Origin of the sequence: Saccharothrix carnea, assembly GCF_003014735.1 — a bacterium.
In the GTDB taxonomy this organism is placed as follows: Bacteria; Actinomycetota; Actinomycetes; order Mycobacteriales; family Pseudonocardiaceae; genus Actinosynnema; species Actinosynnema carneum.
In genome coordinates this window covers 435,937-456,335 of sequence record NZ_PYAX01000006.1, presented here as the reverse complement: position 1 = coordinate 456,335, position 20,399 = coordinate 435,937, and the positions used below count along the sequence as shown (strand labels likewise).

At 72.0% G+C, this 20,399-nt stretch carries 26 protein-coding genes; 21 read left to right on the top strand and 5 right to left on the bottom strand.

Annotation, left to right across the window (positions count from 1 at the left end):
- Window positions 1-57: 57 nt before the first annotated feature.
- The 15 genes from B0I31_RS20335 to B0I31_RS20265 all read left to right on the top strand — a co-directional run bounded on the left by B0I31_RS20335 (window position 58) and on the right by B0I31_RS20265 (window position 12,309).
- Window positions 58-828 carry a redox-sensing transcriptional repressor Rex gene (locus B0I31_RS20335; RefSeq protein WP_106616929.1) on the top strand — a complete coding sequence of 257 codons (771 nt, stop codon included), beginning with the start codon at window positions 58-60 and terminating at the stop codon, window positions 826-828.
- Between the two features lie 34 nt (window positions 829-862).
- On the top strand, window positions 863-2,185 hold the full coding sequence (locus B0I31_RS20330; RefSeq protein WP_106616928.1) for a glutamyl-tRNA reductase: 1,323 nt from the start codon (window positions 863-865) through the stop codon (window positions 2,183-2,185).
- Entirely contained in the window at window positions 2,182-3,138 is a 957-nt protein-coding gene (gene hemC, locus B0I31_RS20325) for a hydroxymethylbilane synthase (RefSeq protein WP_106616927.1), read from the top strand. Before B0I31_RS20330 ends, hemC begins: the two co-directional genes overlap by 4 nt.
- 14 nt (window positions 3,139-3,152) lie before the next feature.
- Entirely contained in the window at window positions 3,153-4,685 is a 1,533-nt protein-coding gene (locus tag B0I31_RS20320) for a bifunctional uroporphyrinogen-III C-methyltransferase/uroporphyrinogen-III synthase (protein ID WP_073886031.1), read from the top strand.
- 406 nt (window positions 4,686-5,091) lie between these two features.
- Window positions 5,092-6,069: a porphobilinogen synthase gene (gene hemB / locus B0I31_RS20315; RefSeq protein WP_106616926.1), complete on the top strand. Its 978-nt coding sequence runs from the start codon at window positions 5,092-5,094 to the stop codon at window positions 6,067-6,069.
- The gene (locus tag B0I31_RS20310) at window positions 6,066-6,653 is read left to right on the top strand and encodes a hypothetical protein (RefSeq protein WP_106616925.1); all 588 of its coding nucleotides are present in this window, start codon (window positions 6,066-6,068) and stop codon (window positions 6,651-6,653) included. Before hemB ends, B0I31_RS20310 begins: the two co-directional genes overlap by 4 nt.
- A gap of 122 nt (window positions 6,654-6,775) precedes the next feature.
- A complete protein-coding gene (locus tag B0I31_RS20305; RefSeq protein WP_106616924.1) occupies window positions 6,776-7,354 on the top strand; it encodes a hypothetical protein in 579 nt (192 codons plus the stop codon).
- Window positions 7,351-7,752 (top strand): hypothetical protein, encoded by a 402-nt coding sequence (locus B0I31_RS20300; RefSeq protein ID WP_106616923.1) that lies wholly within the window; start codon window positions 7,351-7,353, stop codon window positions 7,750-7,752. The genes B0I31_RS20305 and B0I31_RS20300 overlap by 4 nt, the downstream gene beginning before the upstream one ends.
- 17 nt (window positions 7,753-7,769) lie before the next feature.
- Window positions 7,770-8,384, top strand: a complete 615-nt coding sequence (locus tag B0I31_RS20295) for a hypothetical protein (RefSeq protein WP_106616922.1) — start codon at window positions 7,770-7,772, stop codon at window positions 8,382-8,384.
- Entirely contained in the window at window positions 8,381-8,950 is a 570-nt protein-coding gene (locus tag B0I31_RS20290) for a hypothetical protein (RefSeq protein ID WP_106616921.1), read from the top strand. Before B0I31_RS20295 ends, B0I31_RS20290 begins: the two co-directional genes overlap by 4 nt.
- Before the next feature lie 7 nt (window positions 8,951-8,957).
- Window positions 8,958-9,413, top strand: coding sequence for a hypothetical protein (locus B0I31_RS20285; RefSeq protein ID WP_106616920.1), 456 nt, complete (start codon window positions 8,958-8,960; stop codon window positions 9,411-9,413).
- Window positions 9,403-9,798: a hypothetical protein gene (locus B0I31_RS20280; protein ID WP_106616919.1), complete on the top strand. Its 396-nt coding sequence runs from the start codon at window positions 9,403-9,405 to the stop codon at window positions 9,796-9,798. Before B0I31_RS20285 ends, B0I31_RS20280 begins: the two co-directional genes overlap by 11 nt.
- An 11-nt stretch (window positions 9,799-9,809) precedes the next feature.
- Entirely contained in the window at window positions 9,810-11,105 is a 1,296-nt protein-coding gene (hemL, locus tag B0I31_RS20275) for a glutamate-1-semialdehyde 2,1-aminomutase (protein ID WP_106617067.1), read from the top strand.
- Window positions 11,102-11,731, top strand: coding sequence for a histidine phosphatase family protein (locus B0I31_RS20270; RefSeq protein WP_106616918.1), 630 nt, complete (start codon window positions 11,102-11,104; stop codon window positions 11,729-11,731). The genes hemL and B0I31_RS20270 overlap by 4 nt, the downstream gene beginning before the upstream one ends.
- The gene (locus B0I31_RS20265) at window positions 11,728-12,309 is read left to right on the top strand and encodes a TlpA disulfide reductase family protein (RefSeq protein ID WP_106616917.1); all 582 of its coding nucleotides are present in this window, start codon (window positions 11,728-11,730) and stop codon (window positions 12,307-12,309) included. The genes B0I31_RS20270 and B0I31_RS20265 overlap by 4 nt, the downstream gene beginning before the upstream one ends.
- Window positions 12,310-12,312: 3 nt before the next feature.
- Here B0I31_RS20265 and B0I31_RS20260 read toward each other — a convergent pair whose 3' ends face one another.
- Complete coding sequence (locus B0I31_RS20260) at window positions 12,313-13,275, bottom strand: M64 family metallopeptidase (RefSeq protein ID WP_106616916.1); 963 nt, start codon at window positions 13,273-13,275, stop codon at window positions 12,313-12,315.
- Window positions 13,276-13,457: 182 nt separating this feature from the next.
- Here B0I31_RS20260 and B0I31_RS20255 point away from each other — a divergent pair, with 182 nt between their 5' ends.
- The 4 genes from B0I31_RS20255 (at window position 13,458) to B0I31_RS20240 (ending at window position 18,345) form a co-directional block, all read left to right on the top strand.
- Window positions 13,458-14,234 carry a cytochrome c biogenesis CcdA family protein gene (locus tag B0I31_RS20255; RefSeq protein WP_106616915.1) on the top strand — a complete coding sequence of 259 codons (777 nt, stop codon included), beginning with the start codon at window positions 13,458-13,460 and terminating at the stop codon, window positions 14,232-14,234.
- A gap of 50 nt (window positions 14,235-14,284) precedes the next feature.
- On the top strand, window positions 14,285-15,829 hold the full coding sequence (gene resB, locus B0I31_RS20250) for a cytochrome c biogenesis protein ResB (RefSeq protein ID WP_106617066.1): 1,545 nt from the start codon (window positions 14,285-14,287) through the stop codon (window positions 15,827-15,829).
- On the top strand, window positions 15,829-16,773 hold the full coding sequence (gene ccsB / locus B0I31_RS20245; RefSeq protein ID WP_106616914.1) for a c-type cytochrome biogenesis protein CcsB: 945 nt from the start codon (window positions 15,829-15,831) through the stop codon (window positions 16,771-16,773). Before resB ends, ccsB begins: the two co-directional genes overlap by 1 nt.
- Window positions 16,774-16,929: 156 nt before the next feature.
- Window positions 16,930-18,345 carry a nucleotide-binding protein gene (locus B0I31_RS20240; RefSeq protein WP_106616913.1) on the top strand — a complete coding sequence of 472 codons (1,416 nt, stop codon included), beginning with the start codon at window positions 16,930-16,932 and terminating at the stop codon, window positions 18,343-18,345.
- A 63-nt stretch (window positions 18,346-18,408) separates the two neighbouring features.
- On the opposite strand, the gene B0I31_RS20235 is transcribed toward B0I31_RS20240, so the two are convergent.
- Together B0I31_RS20235 and B0I31_RS20230 are read right to left on the bottom strand one after the other, a co-directional pair.
- Complete coding sequence (locus B0I31_RS20235) at window positions 18,409-18,588, bottom strand: hypothetical protein (protein WP_073886373.1); 180 nt, start codon at window positions 18,586-18,588, stop codon at window positions 18,409-18,411.
- Window positions 18,589-18,640: 52 nt separating this feature from the next.
- Window positions 18,641-18,898, bottom strand: a complete 258-nt coding sequence (locus tag B0I31_RS20230) for a BldC family transcriptional regulator (protein WP_245950114.1) — start codon at window positions 18,896-18,898, stop codon at window positions 18,641-18,643.
- Window positions 18,899-19,025: 127 nt separating this feature from the next.
- Between B0I31_RS20230 and B0I31_RS20225 the strand changes: the two genes are divergently transcribed.
- Window positions 19,026-19,493 (top strand): Lrp/AsnC family transcriptional regulator, encoded by a 468-nt coding sequence (locus tag B0I31_RS20225; protein WP_106616912.1) that lies wholly within the window; start codon window positions 19,026-19,028, stop codon window positions 19,491-19,493.
- 10 nt (window positions 19,494-19,503) lie between these two features.
- Window positions 19,504-19,761: a DUF4229 domain-containing protein gene (locus tag B0I31_RS20220; protein WP_274534280.1), complete on the top strand. Its 258-nt coding sequence runs from the start codon at window positions 19,504-19,506 to the stop codon at window positions 19,759-19,761.
- Window positions 19,762-19,766: 5 nt separating this feature from the next.
- Here B0I31_RS20220 and B0I31_RS20215 read toward each other — a convergent pair whose 3' ends face one another.
- Together B0I31_RS20215 and B0I31_RS20210 are read right to left on the bottom strand one after the other, a co-directional pair.
- Complete coding sequence (locus B0I31_RS20215; RefSeq protein WP_106616911.1) at window positions 19,767-20,078, bottom strand: hypothetical protein; 312 nt, start codon at window positions 20,076-20,078, stop codon at window positions 19,767-19,769.
- Entirely contained in the window at window positions 20,075-20,398 is a 324-nt protein-coding gene (locus tag B0I31_RS20210; protein WP_106616910.1) for a PadR family transcriptional regulator, read from the bottom strand. The genes B0I31_RS20215 and B0I31_RS20210 overlap by 4 nt, the downstream gene beginning before the upstream one ends.
- Between the last annotated feature and the right edge of the window lies 1 nt (window position 20,399).

Below are 20,399 nucleotides of genomic sequence, written 5' to 3'. Positions count from 1 at the left end.
ACTCCGCTGGTGGCGGTACCCGGCGGGTCAGTGCGACGGATGTCGAGGAGTTCCAGCGTGGCGGCTCAGCGGGGCGAGGGTGACGGTGTCGTGACCCGCCCAGGGGAGACCGGTACCGAAGCGCCCGCCGACGTCCGGGAGCGGGCACGCGCGATCCCCGAGGCGGCGGTGGCGCGGCTCGCGGTCTACCTCCGCGTCCTCTCGGGCATGGTCGAGCAGGGCGTGACCACCATCTCCAGCGAGGAACTGGCGGGTGCGGCCGGGGTCAACTCGGCGAAGCTCCGCAAGGACCTGTCCTACATCGGCTCGTACGGCACGCGTGGCGTCGGCTACGACGTCGAGGTGCTCGTGAGCCACATCGAGCGGATCCTCGGCCTCACCCGCAAGCACTCGGTGGCGGTCGTCGGGATCGGTAATCTTGGTCACGCGCTGGCCAACTACGGCGGCTTCCCCAGCCGCGGCTTCCCGGTCGCCGCGCTGTTCGACATCGACCCGGACCTGACGGGAGTGCCGGTAGGCGGCATACCGGTCGACCACATCGACGACATCACGACCGTCTGCGCCGAGCGCGAGGTCTCGATCGGGGTCATCGCGACACCCCCACAGGCAGCTCAGGCCGTCTGCGACCGTTTGGTATCCGCCGGAGTCCAGTGCATCCTGAACTTCGCACCCGTCGTGCTCCAAGTGCCGGACTACGTCGAAGTGCGCAAGGTCGACCTGGCGGTCGAGATGCAGATCCTGTCGTTCCACGTCGCGCGACGGGCTGACGAGGCCGCCGGTGACGTGGTCAACGGCATCGGTGTGGACGGGGTGGTGATTCGCCCGTGATCGTGCGGGTAGTGAGCCGGTCGGTGGTGTGCGCATGAGCGTGCTCGTCGTCGGTCTGTCCCACCGGACCACGCCGGTCCCCGTGCTGGAGCGCGTCGCGGTCGCCGACGCCGATCGCGGCAAGGTCCTCGACCAGCTGCTGACGGCGCCGAGCGTGTCCGAGGCCGTGCTGCTGTCGACCTGCAACCGGGTCGAGGTGTACGCGGTCGTCGAGACGTTCCACGGCGGCATGAACGAGGTCGTGGAGGTGCTCGCCCGCCAAGCCGGAGCAGAGCCCGCCGACCTGTTCGAGCACCTCTACGTGCACTACTCCGCCGCCGCCGTCGAGCACCTGTTCTCAGTGGCGGGCGGCCTGGACTCGATGGTGGTCGGCGAGGCCCAGATCCTGGGCCAGCTGCGCAACGCCTACAACGCCGCCGACGACCAGGGCGTGGTCGGCCGCACGCTGCACGAGCTGGTCCAGCACGCCCTGCGGGTCGGCAAGCGCGTGCACACCGAGACCGACATCGACCACGCCGGCGCGTCCGTCGTCTCCGAGGCCCTCGCCGACGCCGCCGCCGCGCTCGACGGGCTCGAAGGCCGCAAGGCCCTCATCGTCGGCGCCGGCTCCATGGGCGGCCTGGCCGCCGCCCACCTGCGCCGCGCCGGCATCGGCGAGGTCGTCATCGCCAACCGCACGGCCGCCAACGGCGAACGCCTGGCCACGGCCCTGCGCGCGGACGGCGTCCGCGCCACGTCCACCGGCCTGGACACCCTGACCGACGAGGTCGCGAAGGCGGACGTGCTGTTCGCCTGCACCGGCTCGGTCGGCACGGTCGTCGGCGCCGAGCACATCGGCGACCGCGCCCCGGACCGGCCGCTGGTCGTCTGCGACCTCGGCCTGCCCAAGGACGTCGACCCGGCCGCGACGCTGCTCGACGGCGTCCGCGTGGTCGACCTGGAGACCCTTCAGCGCAGGCTGTCCGACGCCCCGACCGGGCAGGGCACGCTGCGCGCGGCGGAGATCGTGGCCGAGGAGGTCCGCGCCTACCTGGCCGGGCAGCGCTCGGCCGGGGTCACGCCCACCGTGACGGCACTGCGCAAGCGCGCCGCCGAGGTCGTGGACGCCGAGCTGCTGCGCCTGGACTCGCGGCTGCCCGAGCTGGACGGCGCGGTGCGCGACGAGCTGGCCAAGACCGTGCGCCGGGTGGTGGACAAGCTCCTGCACACCCCCACCGTGCGGGTGAAGGAGCTGGCCGCGGCGCCCGGTGGGGCCGGCTACGCCGAGGCGCTGCGCGAGCTGTTCGGGCTCGACCCGCAGGCGCCGTCCGCCGTCAGCACCCCCCATTCGACGCAACCCAAAGGTGAGAAGCGGTGAACCGCACCCTGAGGATCGGCACCCGCGGCAGCGCCCTCGCGCTCGCGCAGACCGGCCACGTGGCCGACGCGCTGCGCGAGGCGGGCGCGACCGTGGAGATCGTCACGATCTCCACGCCCGGTGACCGCTCGTCCGCACCCATCGCCGAGATCGGCATCGGGGTGTTCACCTCGGCGCTGCGCGACGCGCTCGCGAACGGCGAGATCGACGTCGCCGTGCACTCCTACAAGGACCTGCCCACGGCGCGCGACCCGCGCCTGTCGCTGGCCGCCGTCCCGCCCCGCGAGGACCCGCGGGACGCGCTCGTCGCCCGCGACGGCCTGACCCTGGGCGAGCTGCCCACCGGCGCGAAGGTGGGCACCGGCTCACCCCGCCGCGCCGCGCAGCTCGACGCGCTCGGCCTCGGCATCGAGGTCGTCCCGCTCCGGGGCAACGTCGACAGCCGCATCCGCAAGGTCGCCGACGGCGAGCTGGACGCCGTCGTGCTGGCCCGCGCCGGCATCGCCCGCCTCGGCCGCACCGCCGAGATCACCGAGACCTTGGAGCCCATCCAGATGCTCCCCGCGCCCGCACAGGGCGCCCTCGCAGTGGAGTGCCGGGTCGACGACGTCGACACCGAACACCTCCTCCAGTCCACTCTGGACGACTCGGCCAGCAGGGCCGCTGTAGCTGCCGAGCGTGCCTTGTTGGCCGCGCTCGAAGCAGGCTGCAGCGCGCCGGTCGGCGCACTGGCCGATGTGGTGGAAGACCTCGCCGAAGACGCAGCCGACGGGTCGACGCAAGTCGTTCTCCGCCTGTCCCTGCGCGGGGTCATGGCGACGGAGGACGGCGACCTCCTCCGTGCGTCCGCCACCGGTGACTTGACCGCAGCAGAGGAACTCGGCCGCGCGCTGGCCGCCGAGTTGCTCGACCTCTCCGGCCACGCCACCGCGTCGCCGGCGGGGCGTAGTTGATGGGGAGTGCCCTGATGACCCGCGCACGCAAGACCCCCGGCCGAGTCGCGTTCGTCGGCTCAGGTCCGGGCGACACCGGGCTGCTCACAGTCCGGGCCCGCGACCTGCTCCACAAGGCGGAGCTCGTGGTCACGGACCCGGACGTCCCGGCCGAGGTGGTGGCGCTGGTACCCGACGGCGTCGAGGTGCGACCCGCCGTGGGCGATCCCGCCGACGTCGCGAAGGACCTGGTCGCCGAGGCGAAGAACGGCCACGCCGTGGTCCGCCTGGTAGCCGGTGACCCGCTGACCCTCGATTCCGTCGTCAAGGAGGCCCACGCGGTCTCCAAGACCACGATCGCCTTCGACGTGGTGCCCGGCGTCCCCGCCGGTACCGCCGTGCCCGCCTACGCGGGTGTCGCGCTGGGCGCCGTGCACACCGAGGCCGACGTCCGGGGCGTGACCGACTGGTCCGGCCTGGCCGCCGCACCCGGCACGCTCGTGCTCCACGCCACCGGCGGTCACCTCGCCGAGGCCGCGTCCTCCCTGGTGGAGAACGGCGTGGCCCCGCAGACCCCGGTCGCGGTGACCTGCGACGGCACCGGCTTCGGCCAGCGCACCGTCGACACCACGCTCGCTTCCTTGGCCGCCGACGCGGGCGACCTCGGCGGCCCGCTGGTCGTCACGGTGGGCCAAGCCGTCGCCGGCCGCACCAAGCTCTCCTGGTGGGAGTCGCGCGCCCTGTACGGCTGGCGCGTCCTCGTCCCGCGCACCAAGGAGCAGGCGGGCGCGATGAGCGACCGCCTCCACTCCCACGGCGCGATCCCGGTCGAGGTGCCGACCATCTCCGTCGAGCCGCCGCGCAGCCCCGCGCAGATGGAGCGCTCGGTGAAGGGCCTGGTCGACGGCCGCTACCAGTGGGTCGTCTTCACCTCGACCAACGCCGTCCGCGCGGTCTGGGAGAAGTTCCGCGAGTTCGGCCTGGACGCCCGCGCCTTCTCCGGCGTCAAGATCGCCTGCGTCGGCGAGTCGACCGCCGCCAAGGTCCGCAGCTTCGGCATCATCCCCGAGCTGGTCCCGTCCGGTGAGCAGTCCTCCGAGGGCCTCCTCGCGGACTTCCCGCCGTACGACGACATCCTGGACCCGGTGGACCGCGTCCTGCTCCCGCGCGCCGACATCGCCACCGAAACCCTGGCGGCGGGCCTGCGCGAACGCGGCTGGGAGATCGACGACGTCACCGCCTACCGCACCGTCCGCGCCGCCCCACCGCCCGCGGACACCCGCGAGATGATCAAGTCGGGCGGCTTCGACGCGGTGTGCTTCACCTCGTCCTCCACCGTCCGCAACCTGGTCGGCATCGCCGGCAAGCCGCACGCACGCACCCTGGTCGCGTGCATCGGCCCGCAGACCGCCGAAACGGCCCGCGAGTTCGGCCTGCGCGTCGACGTCCAACCGGAAGACGCCAACGTCCCGGCCCTCGTCGACGCCCTGGCCCAGCACGCCGCCCGACTGCGAGCCGAAGGCGCCCTGCCACCACCACGCAAGACCAAGCGCCTGCGCAGGTCCTGACCGCCGAACGGGACCCAACGGACCTGGGACCGGAACCCAATCGGGACGGAACCCAACGGACCTGGGACCGGAACCCAATCGGGACGGGACCACAACGGACCCGGAACAGGCACACCGAGGCCTGATTTGACATGGGTTCGAGTGCCTTGGGCTGGTCGGAGCCGGCAGGCTCGGCGGGACGCTTTTCCCCGCCGAGCCTGCCGGCTACGGCCTGCCTGGGGTGCTCGTAAGGGCCCCATGTCAAATCAGGCCGGGCTTGAGCCAACCGGCTTGAGCCAACAGCCAACAGGCTTGAGCCGACAGCAAAACAGGCGTACCCCTGCTCGCAGCACCCCTTGCACATACCGAACCACAGGGCACCGACAATCCGAGCCGGGCTCAACCCATCGCCCAGGGAGTACCCGCCGTGTTCCCAGCCCACCGCCCCCGCCGCCTGCGCACGACCCCGGCCATGCGCCGCCTGGTCGGTGAAACCACCGTGCGCCCGCGCCAGCTGATCCTCCCCGTGTTCGTCAAGGAAGGCCTGGACTCCCCGGCCGAGATCCAGAGCATGCCGGGCGTCTTCCAGCACACCCGCGAGTCGTTGCGCAAAGCCGCCGTGGAAGCGGTCCAGGCCGGGGTCGGCGGGATCATGCTGTTCGGCGTCCCGGCCGAGCGCGACGCGGTCGGCTCCGGCGCGACCGACCCGGACGGCATCCTCAACACCGCCCTGCGCGACCTGCGCCACGAACTCGGCGACTCGACCGTCCTGATGTCCGACTGCTGCCTGGACGAGTTCACCGACCACGGCCACTGCGGCGTCCTGACCCCCGAGGGCGCCGTCGACAACGACGCCACCCTCGAGGTCTACGGCGAGATGGCTGTCGCCCAGGCCGAGGCAGGCGCCCACGTCGTCGGCCCGAGCGGCATGATGGACGGCCAGATCGGGTTCATCCGCTCCGCGCTGGACGAAGCCGGCCACACCGACACCGGCATCCTGGCCTACAGCGCCAAGTACGCGTCCGCCCTCTACGGCCCGTTCCGCGACGCGGTCGAGTCGCAGCTCCAAGGCGACCGCAAGACCTACCAGCAGGACCCGGCCAACGCCCGCGAAGCGCTCCGCGAGGTCACGCTCGACCTGGCCGAGGGCGCCGACATGGTCATGGTCAAGCCCGCCCTGCCCTACCTCGACATCGTCAAGGCCGTCGCCGAGATCGCCGACGTCCCGGTCGCGGCCTACCAGATCTCCGGCGAGTACGCGATGGTCGAGGCCGCCGCCCGCAACGGCTGGATCGACCGCGAGCGGACCGTGCTGGAGATGCTGACGTCGATCCGCCGGGCCGGCGCCGACATCGTGCTCACCTACTGGGCGGTCGAGGCCGCGGGCTGGTTGGACCGCGGATGACCACGCCCGAACCCGGCCGGTCCGACCGGCCCGACACCACCCGGTCCTCCCGGTTCTCCCGGCCCGCCCGCACCAGGCCACCGAGACCGACCCCGCCCAAGCTGATCGACATAGCCCGGTGGCTGTTCATCCTCAGCGCCGTGGTCGGCATGGTCCGCTTCATGGTGCAGCTGGCCGACCGCGAGATGCTGATCCGCGAGCTGCGCGTGCAGCAGCCGACCCTCAGCCAGGACGACCTGGACGCCGCCGCGACCGGCGGGATCGTGTTCGGCCTGGTGATCGCGGCCGGTCTGATCCTGGTCTACACGCTGCTCGCCAACCGGATGGCCGGCGGCCGGAACTGGGCGCGGGTCGTGCTCACCGTCATCGCCGCCGCCGGGATCCTCCTCGGCGTGCTGCGGCTCCTCTCCGCCGCGACCGGCTTCACGGCGGCGTCCGGCCTGTCGGTCAACGGCATCGACCTGGCGTTCGGCGTGGTCACGATGCTGATCGACGGTGCCGCCGTGGTGCTGATGTACCAGACGTCGGTCTCGGGCTACTTCAAGCCACGCCCTCCGGTGGCCCCGGGACCCGCACCGCGATGACCACCGCCGACCACCGCCCGAGGACGAACCACCGCCGGTAGCCGAGGCCGCGGGTCACAGGTCTGCAGCCACGGCCCGTCGCGGTGGACAACGACCTTGACCAGGCCATAGCGTTTGCAGGCGTGACGACCCCACAGGACCCTGACAACCGGCCGCCGGAGCAGCCCTACCCGTCCGCGCCGCCCCCGCCTCAGCAGCCCTACACCCCGGCGCCACCGCCGCTGAGCGCGTCGGAGCTGGCCGGGCACGGCGGGTACAACCAGCCCGCCGTGCCGGAGCCGAAGGAAGTCCGCCTGTCGTTCTTCCTCTGGCTCGCGAGCGCGATCCTGCTCATCGTGTCGTCCGCGCTGGTGCTGACCCAGCGCGACGCCGCCCTCGAAGAGGCGCGCAAGACCGCGGCGTCGACGCCGGAGGTCACGCCGGAGCAGCTCGAAGCCGCGGTCAACCTGGTGCTGGTGGGCAGCGTGATCGTCGGCGTGGTGCTGGCCGCGCTGATGGTGCTCTTCGCGATGAAGGCACGCGCGGGCCGCAACTGGGCGCGGATCACCCTGACCGTGGTGGGCGTGCTGGTGCTGCTCTACCACCTGATCGGCTTCTCGCTGGTCGGCCTGGTCATCGTGCTCGTCGTGGCCGCCGCCGTGGTCACGCTGTACCTGCCCGCTTCGAAGGCCTACTTCGACTCGGCCAAACGAGCCGGATGACCGGGCAGCCGCCCGCGGTGGTGCGCGGCGCGGTCGCGGTGTGGTTCGCCCTCGGCGCGTTCCTGCTGCTGGAGAACCTCGTGCTGTGGCTGCGCCGGGACGAGTTCGAGCAGGCCGCCCACCGGGTCGGCGACGACCCGGCCGCGATCACGGGGCTGCTGACGCAGCTGACCGTCGTCGCGGTCGGGTTCGGCCTCGGCTACGGGCTGTTCGGGTGGCTGTTGCGGCAGGGCAGGCGGTGGGCACGCGGTGTGCTCACCGCGGTGGCCGTGCTGCACGTGCTGTGGATCGTGCTGCCGGGCGCCAGTGCCGTGAACCTCGTGACGCTGCTGCTGATCGGTGTCGGTTTGGCGTTCACCTGGCTCCCCGGTACGGCACAGTGGGTGAAGCAGCACTGAACCCCGCGGAGAACCCCATGCCCGAACCGGACCCGTTCGCCTCGCCGTTCCACCAGGTGGACCTGCCTGGACAGGGCCGGGCGGACGCACCGCTGCCGCCCGGCTTCCAGCTGCCCGCGCCGATGCCGCCCGTCGACCAGCACGACTTCGCGCCCCGCCGCCCGGTCACCACGACCGTCGCGTCGTGGTGCTGGATCGCGGCGGCGGCGCTGGTCGTGCTGGCGCTGCCGGGCCTGTTCTACACCGGGATGGACGGGCTGACCGACGACCTCGTGCGCGACTCGGAGGCCCAGGCCGACCCGATGACCAGGGGCGAGGCGGAGCTGGTCGCCCGGTTCACGCCGATCCTGTTCGCGCTCCTCTTCGCGGTGCTGTCGGTGCCGTTCCTGATCGCCGCCGCCAAGCTGCGCGCGGGCCGGAACTGGGCGCGGATCACGCTCACCGTGCTCGCCCTGCCCTCGGCCGCCTTCGGGCTCGTCGCGATGCTCGTCTCCACCGCGGACGGCATGCCGCACGTGCACTGGCTGGTGGGCGTGGTCTGGTCGTGGGTGTTCCTGGGCGCCTGCGCGCTCGGGTTCGTGGCGATGTACCTGCCCGCGTCGAACACCTACACGCGGTCGGCGCCGAGATGACGCAGCCGCCGTTCGACCGCGACCCGCACGGGCAACCGTTCCACCCCGACCCGTACGGGCAGCCCATGCGTCCCGTCGAGTACCCCCGAGCAGGCCCCCAACCGCATTACCAGTCGCCGTACCCGGGCCAGATGCGCAACGTCGACCAGCACACCACCGCCCTGGTCCGGCCCAACGCCGTCGTCGTCTCGTTCGTCCTGTGGATCCTGACGGCGCTGTCGTGGCCGCTCGGGTCCCTCACCCGCGCGATCGCGACCGGCGAGGGCGCCTTCGCGGGGTTCGGGCCGATCATGGCGTTGTTCGCGAGCGCCTGCCTGGCCATCGCGCTGGTCTGGGGCGCGGTCCTGCTGCTCGGCGGCAACTACCACGCCAGGCTCGCCCTGTGCGGTGGCGCGTCGGTCATCGGCGTGCTCGCGCTGGCCGCCGCGATCATCGCCGCCCGGGACGGTGACACCGGCACGCTCGACTGGGTGGTCATCGTGCTGCGGCTCGTGCTGCCGGCCGCCGCGTCGGTGTTCAGCTTCCTGCCCGGTACGCGGCAGTACTTCTCCGGCAACCAGGGCTAGCGCGACCGTGGACCAGCCGACCTTGTACGCCGAACCGGGCACGTCCTGGTGGCCGCTGCTGTGGGGCCCGGTGTTCGCCGTCCTCGGGTTCGCCGTCGAAGCGCTCACCGGCGCCGTCCGCCCGCTGCTGTGGCTGCTCGTCGCGCTCGTCCTGCTCCTGCCCACCGCCCTCTGGGTGCAGGGCCGCCGGCGCCTCTACGCCGTCCGCCTCACGCCCGTCGCCCTCCACCAGGGCCGCGACGAGCTGCGCGTCGGTGACGTCGAGGCGGTCGAAGGGGTGGAACCGCGAGCCGGCGCGCGGGTCCTCGGAGGCGGCTGGTCGCTGCCCCGCGGCACGGAGGCGGTGCCCCTCCGGCTCGTCGACGGCACGGTGGTGATGGGCTGGGCGCGCGACGCCGACGCGCTCCGCGCCGCGATCGCGAAGCTGCTGACCACGCGAGGTGGCGGTCACAGTGCGACGTGACGGTGACGACCCGGACGGGCGTGAGAAGCTGACCGACGTGACTGCGGCCACCGTCGAGACCGAGACCGTGCCGGAACCCGAGCCCGACCCCGACACGCCAACGCTGCACCAGCCGAAGCGCGCGCTCATCGCGATCGGCGAAGTGGTGCTGATCGCGCTGCTGGTGCCCGCCGCCGTGTGGTGCTGGAACCGGGGTGTCGTGCACTACAGCTACCCCGTGCCCGACCACCCGCCGCTGGAGTCCACGCGGTTCAAGGGCAACTGGATCGGCGCGTCCGTGGGCCTGGTCACGATCGCGGGCGTGCTGCTGCTCGACGCGCTGCGCCAGACCGTGCTCGCCGTGCGCACCCGTGGTCGGAAGCAGGCCGAACAACCCGACGTGTGAGACTGGACGACGTGACAGCGACGCGATCCCAGGCACTGTTCGAGCGCGCGGCGGCGGTGATCCCCGGTGGCGTGAACTCACCGGTACGGGCTTTCCACTCGGTCGGCGGCACGCCCAGGTTCATGGTGCGCGGCGAGGGCCCGCACCTGTGGGACGCGGACGGCAACCGGTACGTCGACCTGGTGTCGTCCTGGGGCCCGATGATCCTGGGGCACGCCCACCCGGACGTGGTGCACGCCGTCCGCGAGGCCGCCGTGCACGGCCTGTCGTTCGGCACGCCCACCGAGGGCGAGATCGAGCTGGCCGAGGAGATCATCGACCGGGTCGCCCCGGTGCACCAGGTCCGCCTGGTGAACTCCGGCACCGAGGCCACCATGAGCGCGATCCGGCTGGCCCGCGGTTTCACCGGGCGCCGCAAGGTCGTCAAGTTCGCCGGCTGCTACCACGGCCACGTGGACGCGCTGCTCGCCCAGGCGGGCTCCGGCGTCGCCACCCTCGGCCTGCCCACGTCACCCGGCGTCACCGGCGCGCAGGCCGCCGACACCCTGGTCCTGCCCTACAACGACGTCGAGGCCGTCAAGCGGGCGTTCGCCGAGAACCCCGACGAGATCGCCTGCGTGATCACCGAGGCCGCGGCGGGCAACATGGGCGCGATCGCGCCCCGGCACAACGCCGAGCTCAAGCAGCTCTGCCGGGACAACGGCGCGCTGCTGATCATGGACGAGGTGATGACCGGCTTCCGCGTCTCCCGCGCCGGCTGGTACGGCCTGGAGAACGTCGAAGGCGACCTCTACACGTTCGGCAAGGTCATGTCCGGCGGCCTGCCCGCGGCGGCGTTCGGCGGCCGGTCGGACGTGATGGGCAAGCTCGCCCCGTCCGGCCCGGTCTACCAGGCGGGCACGCTGTCCGGTAACCCGGTCGCGGTCGCCGCCGGCCTGGCCACGCTGCGCGCGGCCACCGACGACGTCTACCGCACCCTGGACGCCAACGCCACCCGGCTGGGCGCGCTGTTCACCGCCGCGCTCACCGAGGCGGGCGTCGCGCACCGCGTCCAGTTCGCCGGCAACCTGGTCAGCGTGTTCTTCACCGACGCCGAGGTCACCGACTACGCGGGCGCCCAGGCCGCGCAGACGTGGCGCTTCCCGCCGTTCTTCCACGCCCTGCTCGAACGGGGCGTGTACGCGCCGCCGAGCGCCTTCGAGGCGTGGTTCGTCAACGCGGCCATGACCGAAGCCGACTTCGAGGTCATCGCCGACGCCCTGCCGCACGCCGCCCGTGCCGCTGCCGCCGCGGAGGCGACCAAGTGAGCCGAACAGTCGTCCACCTGCTGCGGCACGGTGAGGTGCACAACCCGACCGGCATCCTCTACGGCCGCCTGCCGGGCTTCAAGCTGTCCGAACGCGGCCAGAAGCAGGCGCTGACCGTGGCCGAGCACCTGGCCGACCACGACATCGCGCACGTCGTGGCCTCGCCGCTGGACCGGGCGCAGCAGACCGCGTCGCCGATCGCCGACTCGCACCGGCTCGAACTCGACACCGACGAGCGGCTGATCGAGGCGGACAACAAGTTCGAGGGCCTGAAGGTGGCCGTCGGCGACGGCGCGCTGCGCTCGCCCAAGCACTGGCCGAAGCTGGTCAACCCGTTCCGGCCGTCGTGGGGCGAGCCGTACCTGGCGATCGCGCACCGGATGCTCGGCGCGGTGCAGCGGGCCCGGTCGGTGGCCGAGGGCCACGAGGCGGTGTGCGTGTCGCACCAGCTGCCGATCTGGACGCTGCGGCGATTCATGGAGGGCAAGCGGATGTGGCACGACCCGCGTCGCCGCGAGTGCTCGCTGGCGTCGTTGACCAGCCTCGTGTTCGAGGGCGAGCAGCTGGTCCGGGTCGTCTACACCGAACCGGTCGGCGCGACGAACCCGAGGGTGACCGGGGCATGAGGGCGCGGTCCTTGCTCGGTGGCCTCACGGCGGCGTTCCTGCTGCTCACGGGCTGCACGTCCGGTGACGACGCGGTGGTGGCCGGCTCGGAGTTCCAGCTCGTCGCGCCCAACGGCGAGACGAAGCTGCGCTACGAGGGCGACGAGCGCAAGGGCATCAAGGGCCTGACCGGTCCGAGCCTGATGGAGGACGGCCGGACGATCTCGCTGGAGGACTACGCGGGCAAGGTCGTCGTCGTCAACATCTGGGGCGCCTGGTGCCCGCCGTGCCGGACCGAGGCGCCCGAGCTGCAGAAGGTGCAGGACGAGACCGGGCCGTTGGGCGTGCAGGTGCTGGGCGTGGACGTCAAGGAGAACTCGGTCGAGGCGCCCCGGGACTTCATGGCCAACCGGCAGCTGAGCTACCCGTCGATCTACGACGAGTCCGGCCGCGCGATGCTGTCGTTCCGCGGGCTGCCGCCCAACACCGTGCCGTCCACGTTCGTGCTGGACAAGCAGCACCGCGTCGCCGCGGCGTTCCTCGGCGGCGTGATCGCGTCCGACCTGCTGCCGCTGGTCGAGGAGCTGGCCGCCGAGTAGCCGTCAGCGCAGCTCGGGCACCTTCGCCTTGAACGCCTCGACCATCGCGTCCCGGCCGACCAGGTTGAACTCCCGGCCCAGCGTGCGCATGATCGAGTCCTCGGTGGGTCGGTACAGGCCGTACTTGTAGTAGCGGGCGCCCTCGAACGCGCCGACCACGCCACCGTCCGGCGACGGCAGGCCCAGGTAGGCCGACCACTTCGCGCCGGTCGGGTCCGCGGTCACGTTGACCTCGGTCGGCTCCGTGCCGCTGTACCGGTCGTACGGGTAGTCGTACTCGTCGGCCAGCTTGCCGATCGAGTGGCCCAGCTCGTGCACGGCGATCTGCCCGGCCTGGTCGTTCGCGCCCGCGGCGGTCGCCACCCCACCGCCCGCGCCGCCGTACTTGGCCGTGTTGCCGAGCGCGATGACCTGGTCGGCCTGCGGTGCCAGGGCGGCGAACTGGGTGGCCTTGGTCTGGTTCACGCACAGCAGGCGCTCGGTCTGGGTGTCGCGGCCCTGGCACCAGAAGCCCATGTCCAGCGCGGTGTCGCGGTCCGTGCCCAGGGCCGGGTCGTGGTCCACGCCGGACTCGTTCGACACGACGTTGACCTGCCACACGTTGAAGTACTGGCGGTAGGACTTGAACGGCTCCACGGCGGCCAGCTCCGCCCACTTGCCCACCACGTGGTCGTGGAAGGCGGCGAGCTCGGCCGAGGTGTAGCCGTCGCCGACGAAGACCAGGTCGAACCGCTGGTCGGGCGCGCCGGTCTCCTGGATGGCCACCACGTCGGCGGCCACCTCCGCGGGCGCGGCCCTGGTCTCGACCGCGACCGGGACGGGCGTGCGCGAGATCGTGCCGTCCGGGGAGAAGACCTCGACCCACTCCACGCCGGCGCCGGGCTCTGCGGCGCCGCCGGGCAGGGGAGCGGCGACGACGGCGAAAGCAACGGCCAGCACGGGCAGGACGAGCCGGTGAGCACGCATGTGGTCACGCTATGGAGTTGCCCGCTAACCCACAAGGATTGATAGTCGCGTTTAAACATTCACCGAGACGGGTAGTAGCCATCCGTCGCCCAGGAAGCAGCGGCCATCCGGCACTGTGACCCAGGTCGCCCATAAGGGATGCCGGTGAGCGGCGTCAAGTGGCGGCTACCTACCCTGAATGCGTGAACCCGACCGATCTGGCCACCTCCGGCCCGATCCTGCTCGCGACCGGGGTGGCGGTGCTCGCCGGGGCGATCTCGTTCGCCTCACCGTGCGTGGTCCCGCTGGTCCCCGGCTACCTCGCCTACCTCGCGGGCCTGGTCGGCGCGGAAGCACCGGCCGTGGCCGAGGGGGAAGCCGCCAAGTCCGGCCGCTGGCGGGTCGCGGGCGCCGCCCTGCTGTTCGTGCTCGGCTTCACGGTCGTGTTCGCCCTGACGTCGTTCGTCGTGCTCGGGCTGACCGACCTGTTCTGGTTCCAGGGCGACCTGCTGCAGCGCATCGGCGGCGTGATCACCATCGCCATGGGCCTGGTGTTCATCGGCCTCGTCCCCGCCCTCCAGCGCGACGTCCGGGTGCACCGGACGCCCAAGGCCGGGCTGCTCGGCGCGCCGCTGCTCGGCGGGGTGTTCGCGCTCGGCTGGACGCCCTGCATCGGGCCGACGCTGATGGGCGTGCTGGCGCTGACCCGCAGCACGGAGGTCGGCTCGGTCACCGCGCGCGGCGCGGTCCTGGTGCTCGCCTACTGCCTCGGGCTCGGCCTGCCGTTCGTCCTGATCGCGCTGGGCGCGCGGTGGGCCGTGCGGACGACCGGGTGGCTGCGGTCGCACGTCCGGCAGGTGCAGGTGTTCGGCGGGGTGCTGCTGATGGCGGTCGGGGTGGCGCTGGTCACCGGGCTGTGGGGCGATTTCGTGCTCTGGCTGCGGGACGCCGTGGTCAACGACCTGAAGCTGCCGTTGTAGTGCGCACCGCCCTCGCCTTCCTGCGCAACACGTGGCGCGGCCTGACGGCCATGCGCACCGCGTTGACCCTGCTGTTCCTGCTCGCCCTCGGCGCGATGCCCGGCGCGTTGCTGCCGCAGCGCTCGCTGAACTCGTTCAAGGTCGACGAGTACATCGCCGACAACGGCTGGTGGGGTCGGTTCCTGGACCGGTTGCAGTTCTTCGACGTCTACGCGAGCTTCTGGTTCTCCGCGATCTACGTGCTGCTGTTCGTGTCCCTGGTGGGCTGCCTGCTCCCGCGCACCTGGGAGTACTTCAAGCAGATGCGGGCCAAGCCGGTGCTCACGCCGCGCAACCTGGCCCGCATGCCGCACCACGCGTCGGCCGGCACGACCGCGTCACCCCGGGACGTCATCGAGCGGGCCGAACGCCGGCTGAAGGGCTGGCGCACGGTCACCCGCGACGAGCCGGACGGCGCCCGCACGATCAGCGCCGAACGCGGCTTCCTGCGCGAGACCGGCAACCTGGTGTTCCACTTCTCCCTGCTCGGCCTGCTGATCGCGTTCGCGCTGGGCAAGATGCTCGGGTACGAGGGCCAGGTCATCGTGCAGGCCAACGGCGGCCAGTTCTGCAACTCTGGCGTCTACAACTACGACACGTTCCGCCCGGGGCTGCGCGTGGACGGCACGCGGCTCAACCAGTTCTGCGTGCGGGTCGACGACTTCGACGCCACGTACCTGCACAACGGCCAGGCGGAGAGCTTCCACGCGGCCATCCACTACCAGTCCGGCGCGGACCTGGAGAACGGCACCTGGCGGCCGTACCCGCTGGAGGTCAACAGCCCGCTGCGCACCGCGGGCGACCGCCTCTACCTCCTCGGCCACGGCTACACGCCGCTGTTCACGGTCACCTTCCCCAACGGCGAGACCCGCACCGGCGCGACCCAGTGGCGCCCGGTCAACCAGGTCACGCTCGCCTCCGAAGGCGCCACCAAGTTCGACCCGCCGAACGTGCCCGACGCCGAGCAGCGCCGCAAGAGCCAGCTCGCGATCACCGGCCTGCTCGCGCCGACCGCCGTGTTCCAGGGCGAGCTGCTGGACTCCGCGTTCCCCGCCGCGAACGACCCGGCGGTCGCGATCGACGTCTACCGCGGCGACCTCGGCACCGACTCCGGCCGCGGCCAGTCCATCTTCTCCATCGACCAGAAGATGGTGCAGGACGGCAAGCTCACCAAGGTCGCCCGGCAGAACCTCACGCAGGGCGAGCAGCTCACCCTGGACGACGGCACCGTGATCCGCTTCGACGGCGTGCGCGACTGGGTGTCGCTGCAGGTGTCGCACGACCCGACCCAGGTGTGGGTGCTGCTGTTCTCGGTGCTGGTCATCCTGGGTCTGGCCGTCTCGTTGAGCATCAAGCGCCGCCGCGTGTGGGTGCGGGCGACGCCGCAGGAGGACGGGCGTACCGTGGTCGAGGTCGGCGGCCTCGCGCGCACCGACCAGGCCGGGTACGGCGAGGAGTTCACCGCCCTGTCCCGCGACCTGCTCGCCGACCGCGCCGAACCCGCCGACAGGCCTGCCGACGCGCTTGCCGTTCGCGCTGACAAGGAGGACAGCTGATGCCGGTCAACGCGACCCTGGCGACCTACAGCGACTGGACCTACGGCGCGGCCGTGGCGATCTACTTCTTCGCCGCCGTGCTGTACCTGTGCGAGGCCGCGTTCGCCCGGCCCGCCAAGGCACGGGAACTGGCCGGTGCCGTCGCGGCGGGCGGCAAGCAGGCTGACGGCACGTGGACGCCCGGCCTGGTCGCCCAGCCGGAACGGCGGTCCCGCGCCGAACGCCTCGGCCGCATGGGCGCGGCGCTCACCGTCCTCGGCGCGCTGCTGCAGGCGACTTCGCTGGTGCTGCGCGGTTTCGCGACCGAACGCGCGCCGTGGGGCAACATGTACGAGTACGGCTCGCTCCTCACGCTCGCCGCAGTCGTCACGTGGCTGGTGCTCTCGCGCACGTTCGACGTGCGCAAGCTCGGCGGTTTCGTGCTCGTGCCGATCGTGATCCTGATGTTCCTCGGCGGCACGGTGCTCTACGCCGACGCCGCCCCCGTGCAGCCCGCGTTGCAGTCGTACTGGCTCGTGGTGCACGTGTCGGTGATCTCGGTGTCCAGCGGCGTGCTGCTGGTGCCCGGCGTGGCCAGCGTGCTGTACCTGCTGAAGACCTCGGGCCGGGCGCGGTTCACCAAGCTGCCCGACGCCGACGTGCTGGACCGGCTCGCCTACCGCAGCACGGTGTTCGCGTTCCCGCTGTTCACCATCGGCATCATCTGCGGCGCGATCTGGGCCGAGGCGGCGTGGGGTCGGTTCTGGGGCTGGGACCCCAAGGAGACCGTGGCGTTCGTCTCGTGGGTGGTGTTCGCGGCCTACCTGCACGCGCGGGCGACGGCGGGGTGGCGCGGCAGGCCCGCCGCCTGGATCAACTCGCTCGGCTTCGCGCTGACCGTGTTCAACCTGTTCTTCATCAACCTCGTAACGACTGGATTGCACTCGTACGCCGGCGTCGGCTGATCCCGTAGACCAACGGGTGCGCGGTGCCCGCCGACCTGCCCGGGATTCCGCCGGTCCAGCGCGCACCCAGTGTCGTGGAACCACTGCTCGCCGACTACCGTCGAACGCGTGAGGTCGGGGAGGTCTCGATCCGCTTGCTCAGGGAGGACCCCAGCGGTGACCGGTCGCTACGAGAATCCTGAGCCGTCGTGGCAGCAGCCGGCCGGAGCGGAAGGGCAGCAGCCCAACCCGACCCAGTCGGGCGGCTACCAGGTCGAGCCGGGGTCGGGAGCCCAGTACGTCGACCCCCAGACCGTCTACCTCGACCCGTCGACGTCCGGCCCGGTGACCGGACCGCCGTCCGGCGGGTTCCCGGCGCAGTCGGGTCAGTACCCGGTGCCGGGCCAGCAATCCGGGCCGTACCAGGTCTCCGGCGGCCAGTCGGGCGGTTACCAGGTCGCGGGCGGGCAGTCGGGTGGCTACCAGGTCTCGGGCGGCCAGTCGGGCGGTTACCAGGTGTCCGGCGGGCAATCCGGCGCCTACCAGGTCTCGGGCGGCCAGTCCGGTCCGTACCCCCACCCGGGCCAGTCGGGGCCGCACCAGTACCAGGGCGGTTTCCCCAACAACTTCCCGCAGAGCGTCCAGCCCCAGCCGCCGCAGCAGGCCCAGCGGGCCAACGCCAACGACGTCTCCTCGCAGCAGCTGATCAAGCGCGCGAAGCGGCCACCGCAGTCGGGCTGGCGCAAGACCCTGCACTCGGTCACCGGCGGCCTGGTGAACCTCGGCGAGAGCCCGGCCGACCTCCGCCGGCGTGAGCTGATCGCGCGGATCAACCAGCCGCTGCGCGGCTGCTACAAGATCGCGATGCTGAGCCTGAAGGGCGGCGTCGGCAAGACCACGACGACGACCACGCTCGGCTCGACGTTCTCCTCGCTGCGCGGCGACCGGGTCATCGCCGTCGACGCCAACCCCGACCGCGGCACGCTGGCGCTGAAGGTGCCGCGGGAGACCACGGCGACCGTGCGGCACCTGCTGCGCGACGCCTCGAAGATCACCCGGTACAGCGACGTGCGCGCGTACACCTCGCAGTCGCCCAGCCGCCTCGAAGTGCTGGCGTCCGAGCAGGACCCGGCCGTGTCGGAGGCGTTCAGCGACCAGGACTACCTGCGCACGGTCTCGTTGCTGGAGCTGTTCTACAACATCGTGCTCACCGACTGCGGCACCGGCTTGATGCACTCGGCCATGAAGGGCGTGCTCGACCAGGCCGACTCGCTGGTGCTGGTCTCGTCGGGCTCGGTGGACGGCGCGCAGACCTCGGCGGCGACGCTGGACTGGCTCGACGCCCACGGCTACCGCGACCTGGTCGCGAAGTCCGTCGCGGTGATCAACTCGGTGCGGCCGGGCTCGGGCAAGGTCGACCTGGACAAGCTGGCCGCGCACTTCGCCCAGCGCTGCCGCGCCGTGGTGCGCATCCCGTTCGACACGCACCTGGAAGAGGGCGCGGAGATCGAGCTGGACAAGCTCGCCCCGGACACCCGGTTGGCACTGCTGGAACTCGCCGCCACCGTGGCCGACGACTTCCCGAACAACTGACCCGGACGACCGGGGACGTCGGTCAGGACGAGGGGGCCTCGGGCTGAGGCCCCTCCGTTGGCGTCACTCCTCGTCGTCCGGCTTCTTCTTGCGCTGCTCACCGAGCTTGCGCAGGAAGTCGGGGTCGTCGTCCGGTGCCACGACACGACGACTGGGGGCGGTATCGACCCGGTCCGGCCCGAACGCACGCCACAGCAGCACGGCGATGGTGAGCGCACCGATCACCGCGAGCAGGTAGAGCATGGTCGCCACCTCCTTTGCCACGAGGTTACCCGTGTCCAGGAGGTGTGCGTCGTCAGTGCCGGACGGGTTCGGTCGCCTCCGTGGTCAGCTGGGACAACAGCTGCTGCACCTCGGACTCGCGGAACCTGCGGTGGCCGCCCGGCGTGCGGATCGAGCCGATCCGGCCCGCGGTGGCCCAGCGGGTGACCGTCTTCGGGTCGACCCGGAACAAGTTCGCGACCTCGCCCGGCGTCAGCAGGCGTTCCCCCTGATGTCCCTGCGTCACGGTCACGGCATCCTCCCCGATGGTGAACAGACGTACCGGACGCATGGTGGCACCCCACCCATCGGGTACTCGAACGCTTGGGTGATGGTAAAGAGGTAGTAAGGGACGAAGCGCGCGGTTCGGACATCACCGCCTTTCTTCCGGGCAGGTCCGTGGGCCTACCCTGTGACCGGTGGACGCTCTTGATCGCCAGATCATCGCCGCCCTGCGGGAGAACGGCCGGGCCACCTACGCCGACCTGGGCCGCAAGGTGGGCCTCTCGGCCTCCGCCGTGCACGAACGGGTCGGCAAGCTCGAAGCCACCGGCGTCATCGTCGGCTACCACGCCGTGGTCGACCCGAGCGCCGTCGGCCTCGGCGTGACCGCGCTGGTCAGCATCCACCCCACCGACACCGCGGACGACGACGAGCTGGCCCTCGCGCTGGCCGAGCTGGTCGAGGTCGAGTCGTGCTACCGGGTGGCGGGCGACGAGTCGTTCATCGTGAAGGTCCGGGTCGCCACGGTGGACGACCTGGAGCGCTCGCTCGGCCGGCTGCGCCGCATCCAGGGCGTCGCGCGCACGCGCACCACGGTCGTGCTGTCCACCCGGTTCGAGGGTCGTCCGAACACCGCGGCGGCCGGCCCGGCGGGCGACGCGTAACCTGGTTGACGTGCACCTGGGTCGTGATGTGACGCTCTACGTCGGCGCGCGCCTCGGCATGGTCGCCGCGGTCACCGCGCTGCTCGTGCTCGTGAACGTGCCGCTGCTGGTCGCCCTCGCCGTGGGCGTGGTGGTGGCGCTGCCGCTGTCGCTGTTCGTGTTCAGCGGGTTGCGCACGCGGGTCGCGCAGGGGCTGGAGGAGAAGCAGGCCGTGCGGCGTGCCGAGCGCGAGAAGCTCCGCGCCCAGTTGCGCGGCGACGCCGCCTAGCCCCGCTACACGACCAGCAGGATCGCTCCGCCGAGGTTCGCCAGCACCATCACGGCCAGCACGGCGCCGATGTTCGTGCTCTCGCGCAGCCGCAGGGCCAGCGCCAGCGGACCGATCGGCAGCAGCACGGGCCCGCGCTCCCGCTTCGCGATGCGGGCCGCGCCGAACGCCACGCCGAGCGGGTTGAGGCCCAGTTCCCGCGCGCCTTCGACATCGGCACGCCACTGCTCCAGGTAACGGTCCCTTTGCCCGCGGGGCAGCCGTGCGGCGGCGGCGGCGACCACGGCCAGCGCGAGTCGGGTCACGAGTCGGTTCATCGGGCGACCTCCGGTCGGGTGGTGGGCGCGGTCCCGGCCTTCGCCCGACCGCCGGCCTTCGCGCACACCTTGGTCGCCTCCTGGGCGCCTCCGGGCGTGAGCACGTACATCCGGCGGCGCGGGCCGCGGCGTTCGCTGTCGTCGTCCCAGGACGACGTGACCCACCCGGCCCGTTCCAGGCGGTCGAGCAGGGGGTAGACGCTGCCGGACGGTCGCCCGGTCAGCTTGATGATCTCCAGGCCCCAGCGCGGCTGGTCGCTGTCGAGCAGCACGGCCAGCACGTCGACGGTGGCCCGGCCGATGCGTCCGAGTGGTTCCACG

Excerpts from the sequence above, each read along its gene's own strand:
- B0I31_RS20330 (WP_106616928.1), top strand. The coding sequence starts at position 863 with ATGAGCGTGCTCGTCGTCGGTCTGTCCCACCGGACCACGCCGGTCCCC.
- B0I31_RS20320 (WP_073886031.1), top strand. The coding sequence starts at position 3,153 with ATGACCCGCGCACGCAAGACCCCCGGCCGAGTCGCGTTCGTCGGCTCA.
- B0I31_RS20310 (WP_106616925.1), top strand. The coding sequence starts at position 6,066 with ATGACCACGCCCGAACCCGGCCGGTCCGACCGGCCCGACACCACCCGG.
- B0I31_RS20300 (WP_106616923.1), top strand. The coding sequence starts at position 7,351 with ATGACCGGGCAGCCGCCCGCGGTGGTGCGCGGCGCGGTCGCGGTGTGG.
- B0I31_RS20295 (WP_106616922.1), top strand. The coding sequence starts at position 7,770 with ATGCCCGAACCGGACCCGTTCGCCTCGCCGTTCCACCAGGTGGACCTG.
- B0I31_RS20290 (WP_106616921.1), top strand. The coding sequence starts at position 8,381 with ATGACGCAGCCGCCGTTCGACCGCGACCCGCACGGGCAACCGTTCCAC.
- B0I31_RS20265 (WP_106616917.1), top strand. The coding sequence starts at position 11,728 with ATGAGGGCGCGGTCCTTGCTCGGTGGCCTCACGGCGGCGTTCCTGCTG.
- B0I31_RS20260 (WP_106616916.1), bottom strand. The coding sequence starts at position 13,275 with ATGCGTGCTCACCGGCTCGTCCTGCCCGTGCTGGCCGTTGCTTTCGCC.
- resB (WP_106617066.1), top strand. The coding sequence starts at position 14,285 with ATGCGCACCGCGTTGACCCTGCTGTTCCTGCTCGCCCTCGGCGCGATG.
- ccsB (WP_106616914.1), top strand. The coding sequence starts at position 15,829 with ATGCCGGTCAACGCGACCCTGGCGACCTACAGCGACTGGACCTACGGC.
- B0I31_RS20235 (WP_073886373.1), bottom strand. The coding sequence starts at position 18,588 with ATGCTCTACCTGCTCGCGGTGATCGGTGCGCTCACCATCGCCGTGCTG.
- B0I31_RS20230 (WP_245950114.1), bottom strand. The coding sequence starts at position 18,898 with ATGCGTCCGGTACGTCTGTTCACCATCGGGGAGGATGCCGTGACCGTG.
- B0I31_RS20215 (WP_106616911.1), bottom strand. The coding sequence starts at position 20,078 with ATGAACCGACTCGTGACCCGACTCGCGCTGGCCGTGGTCGCCGCCGCC.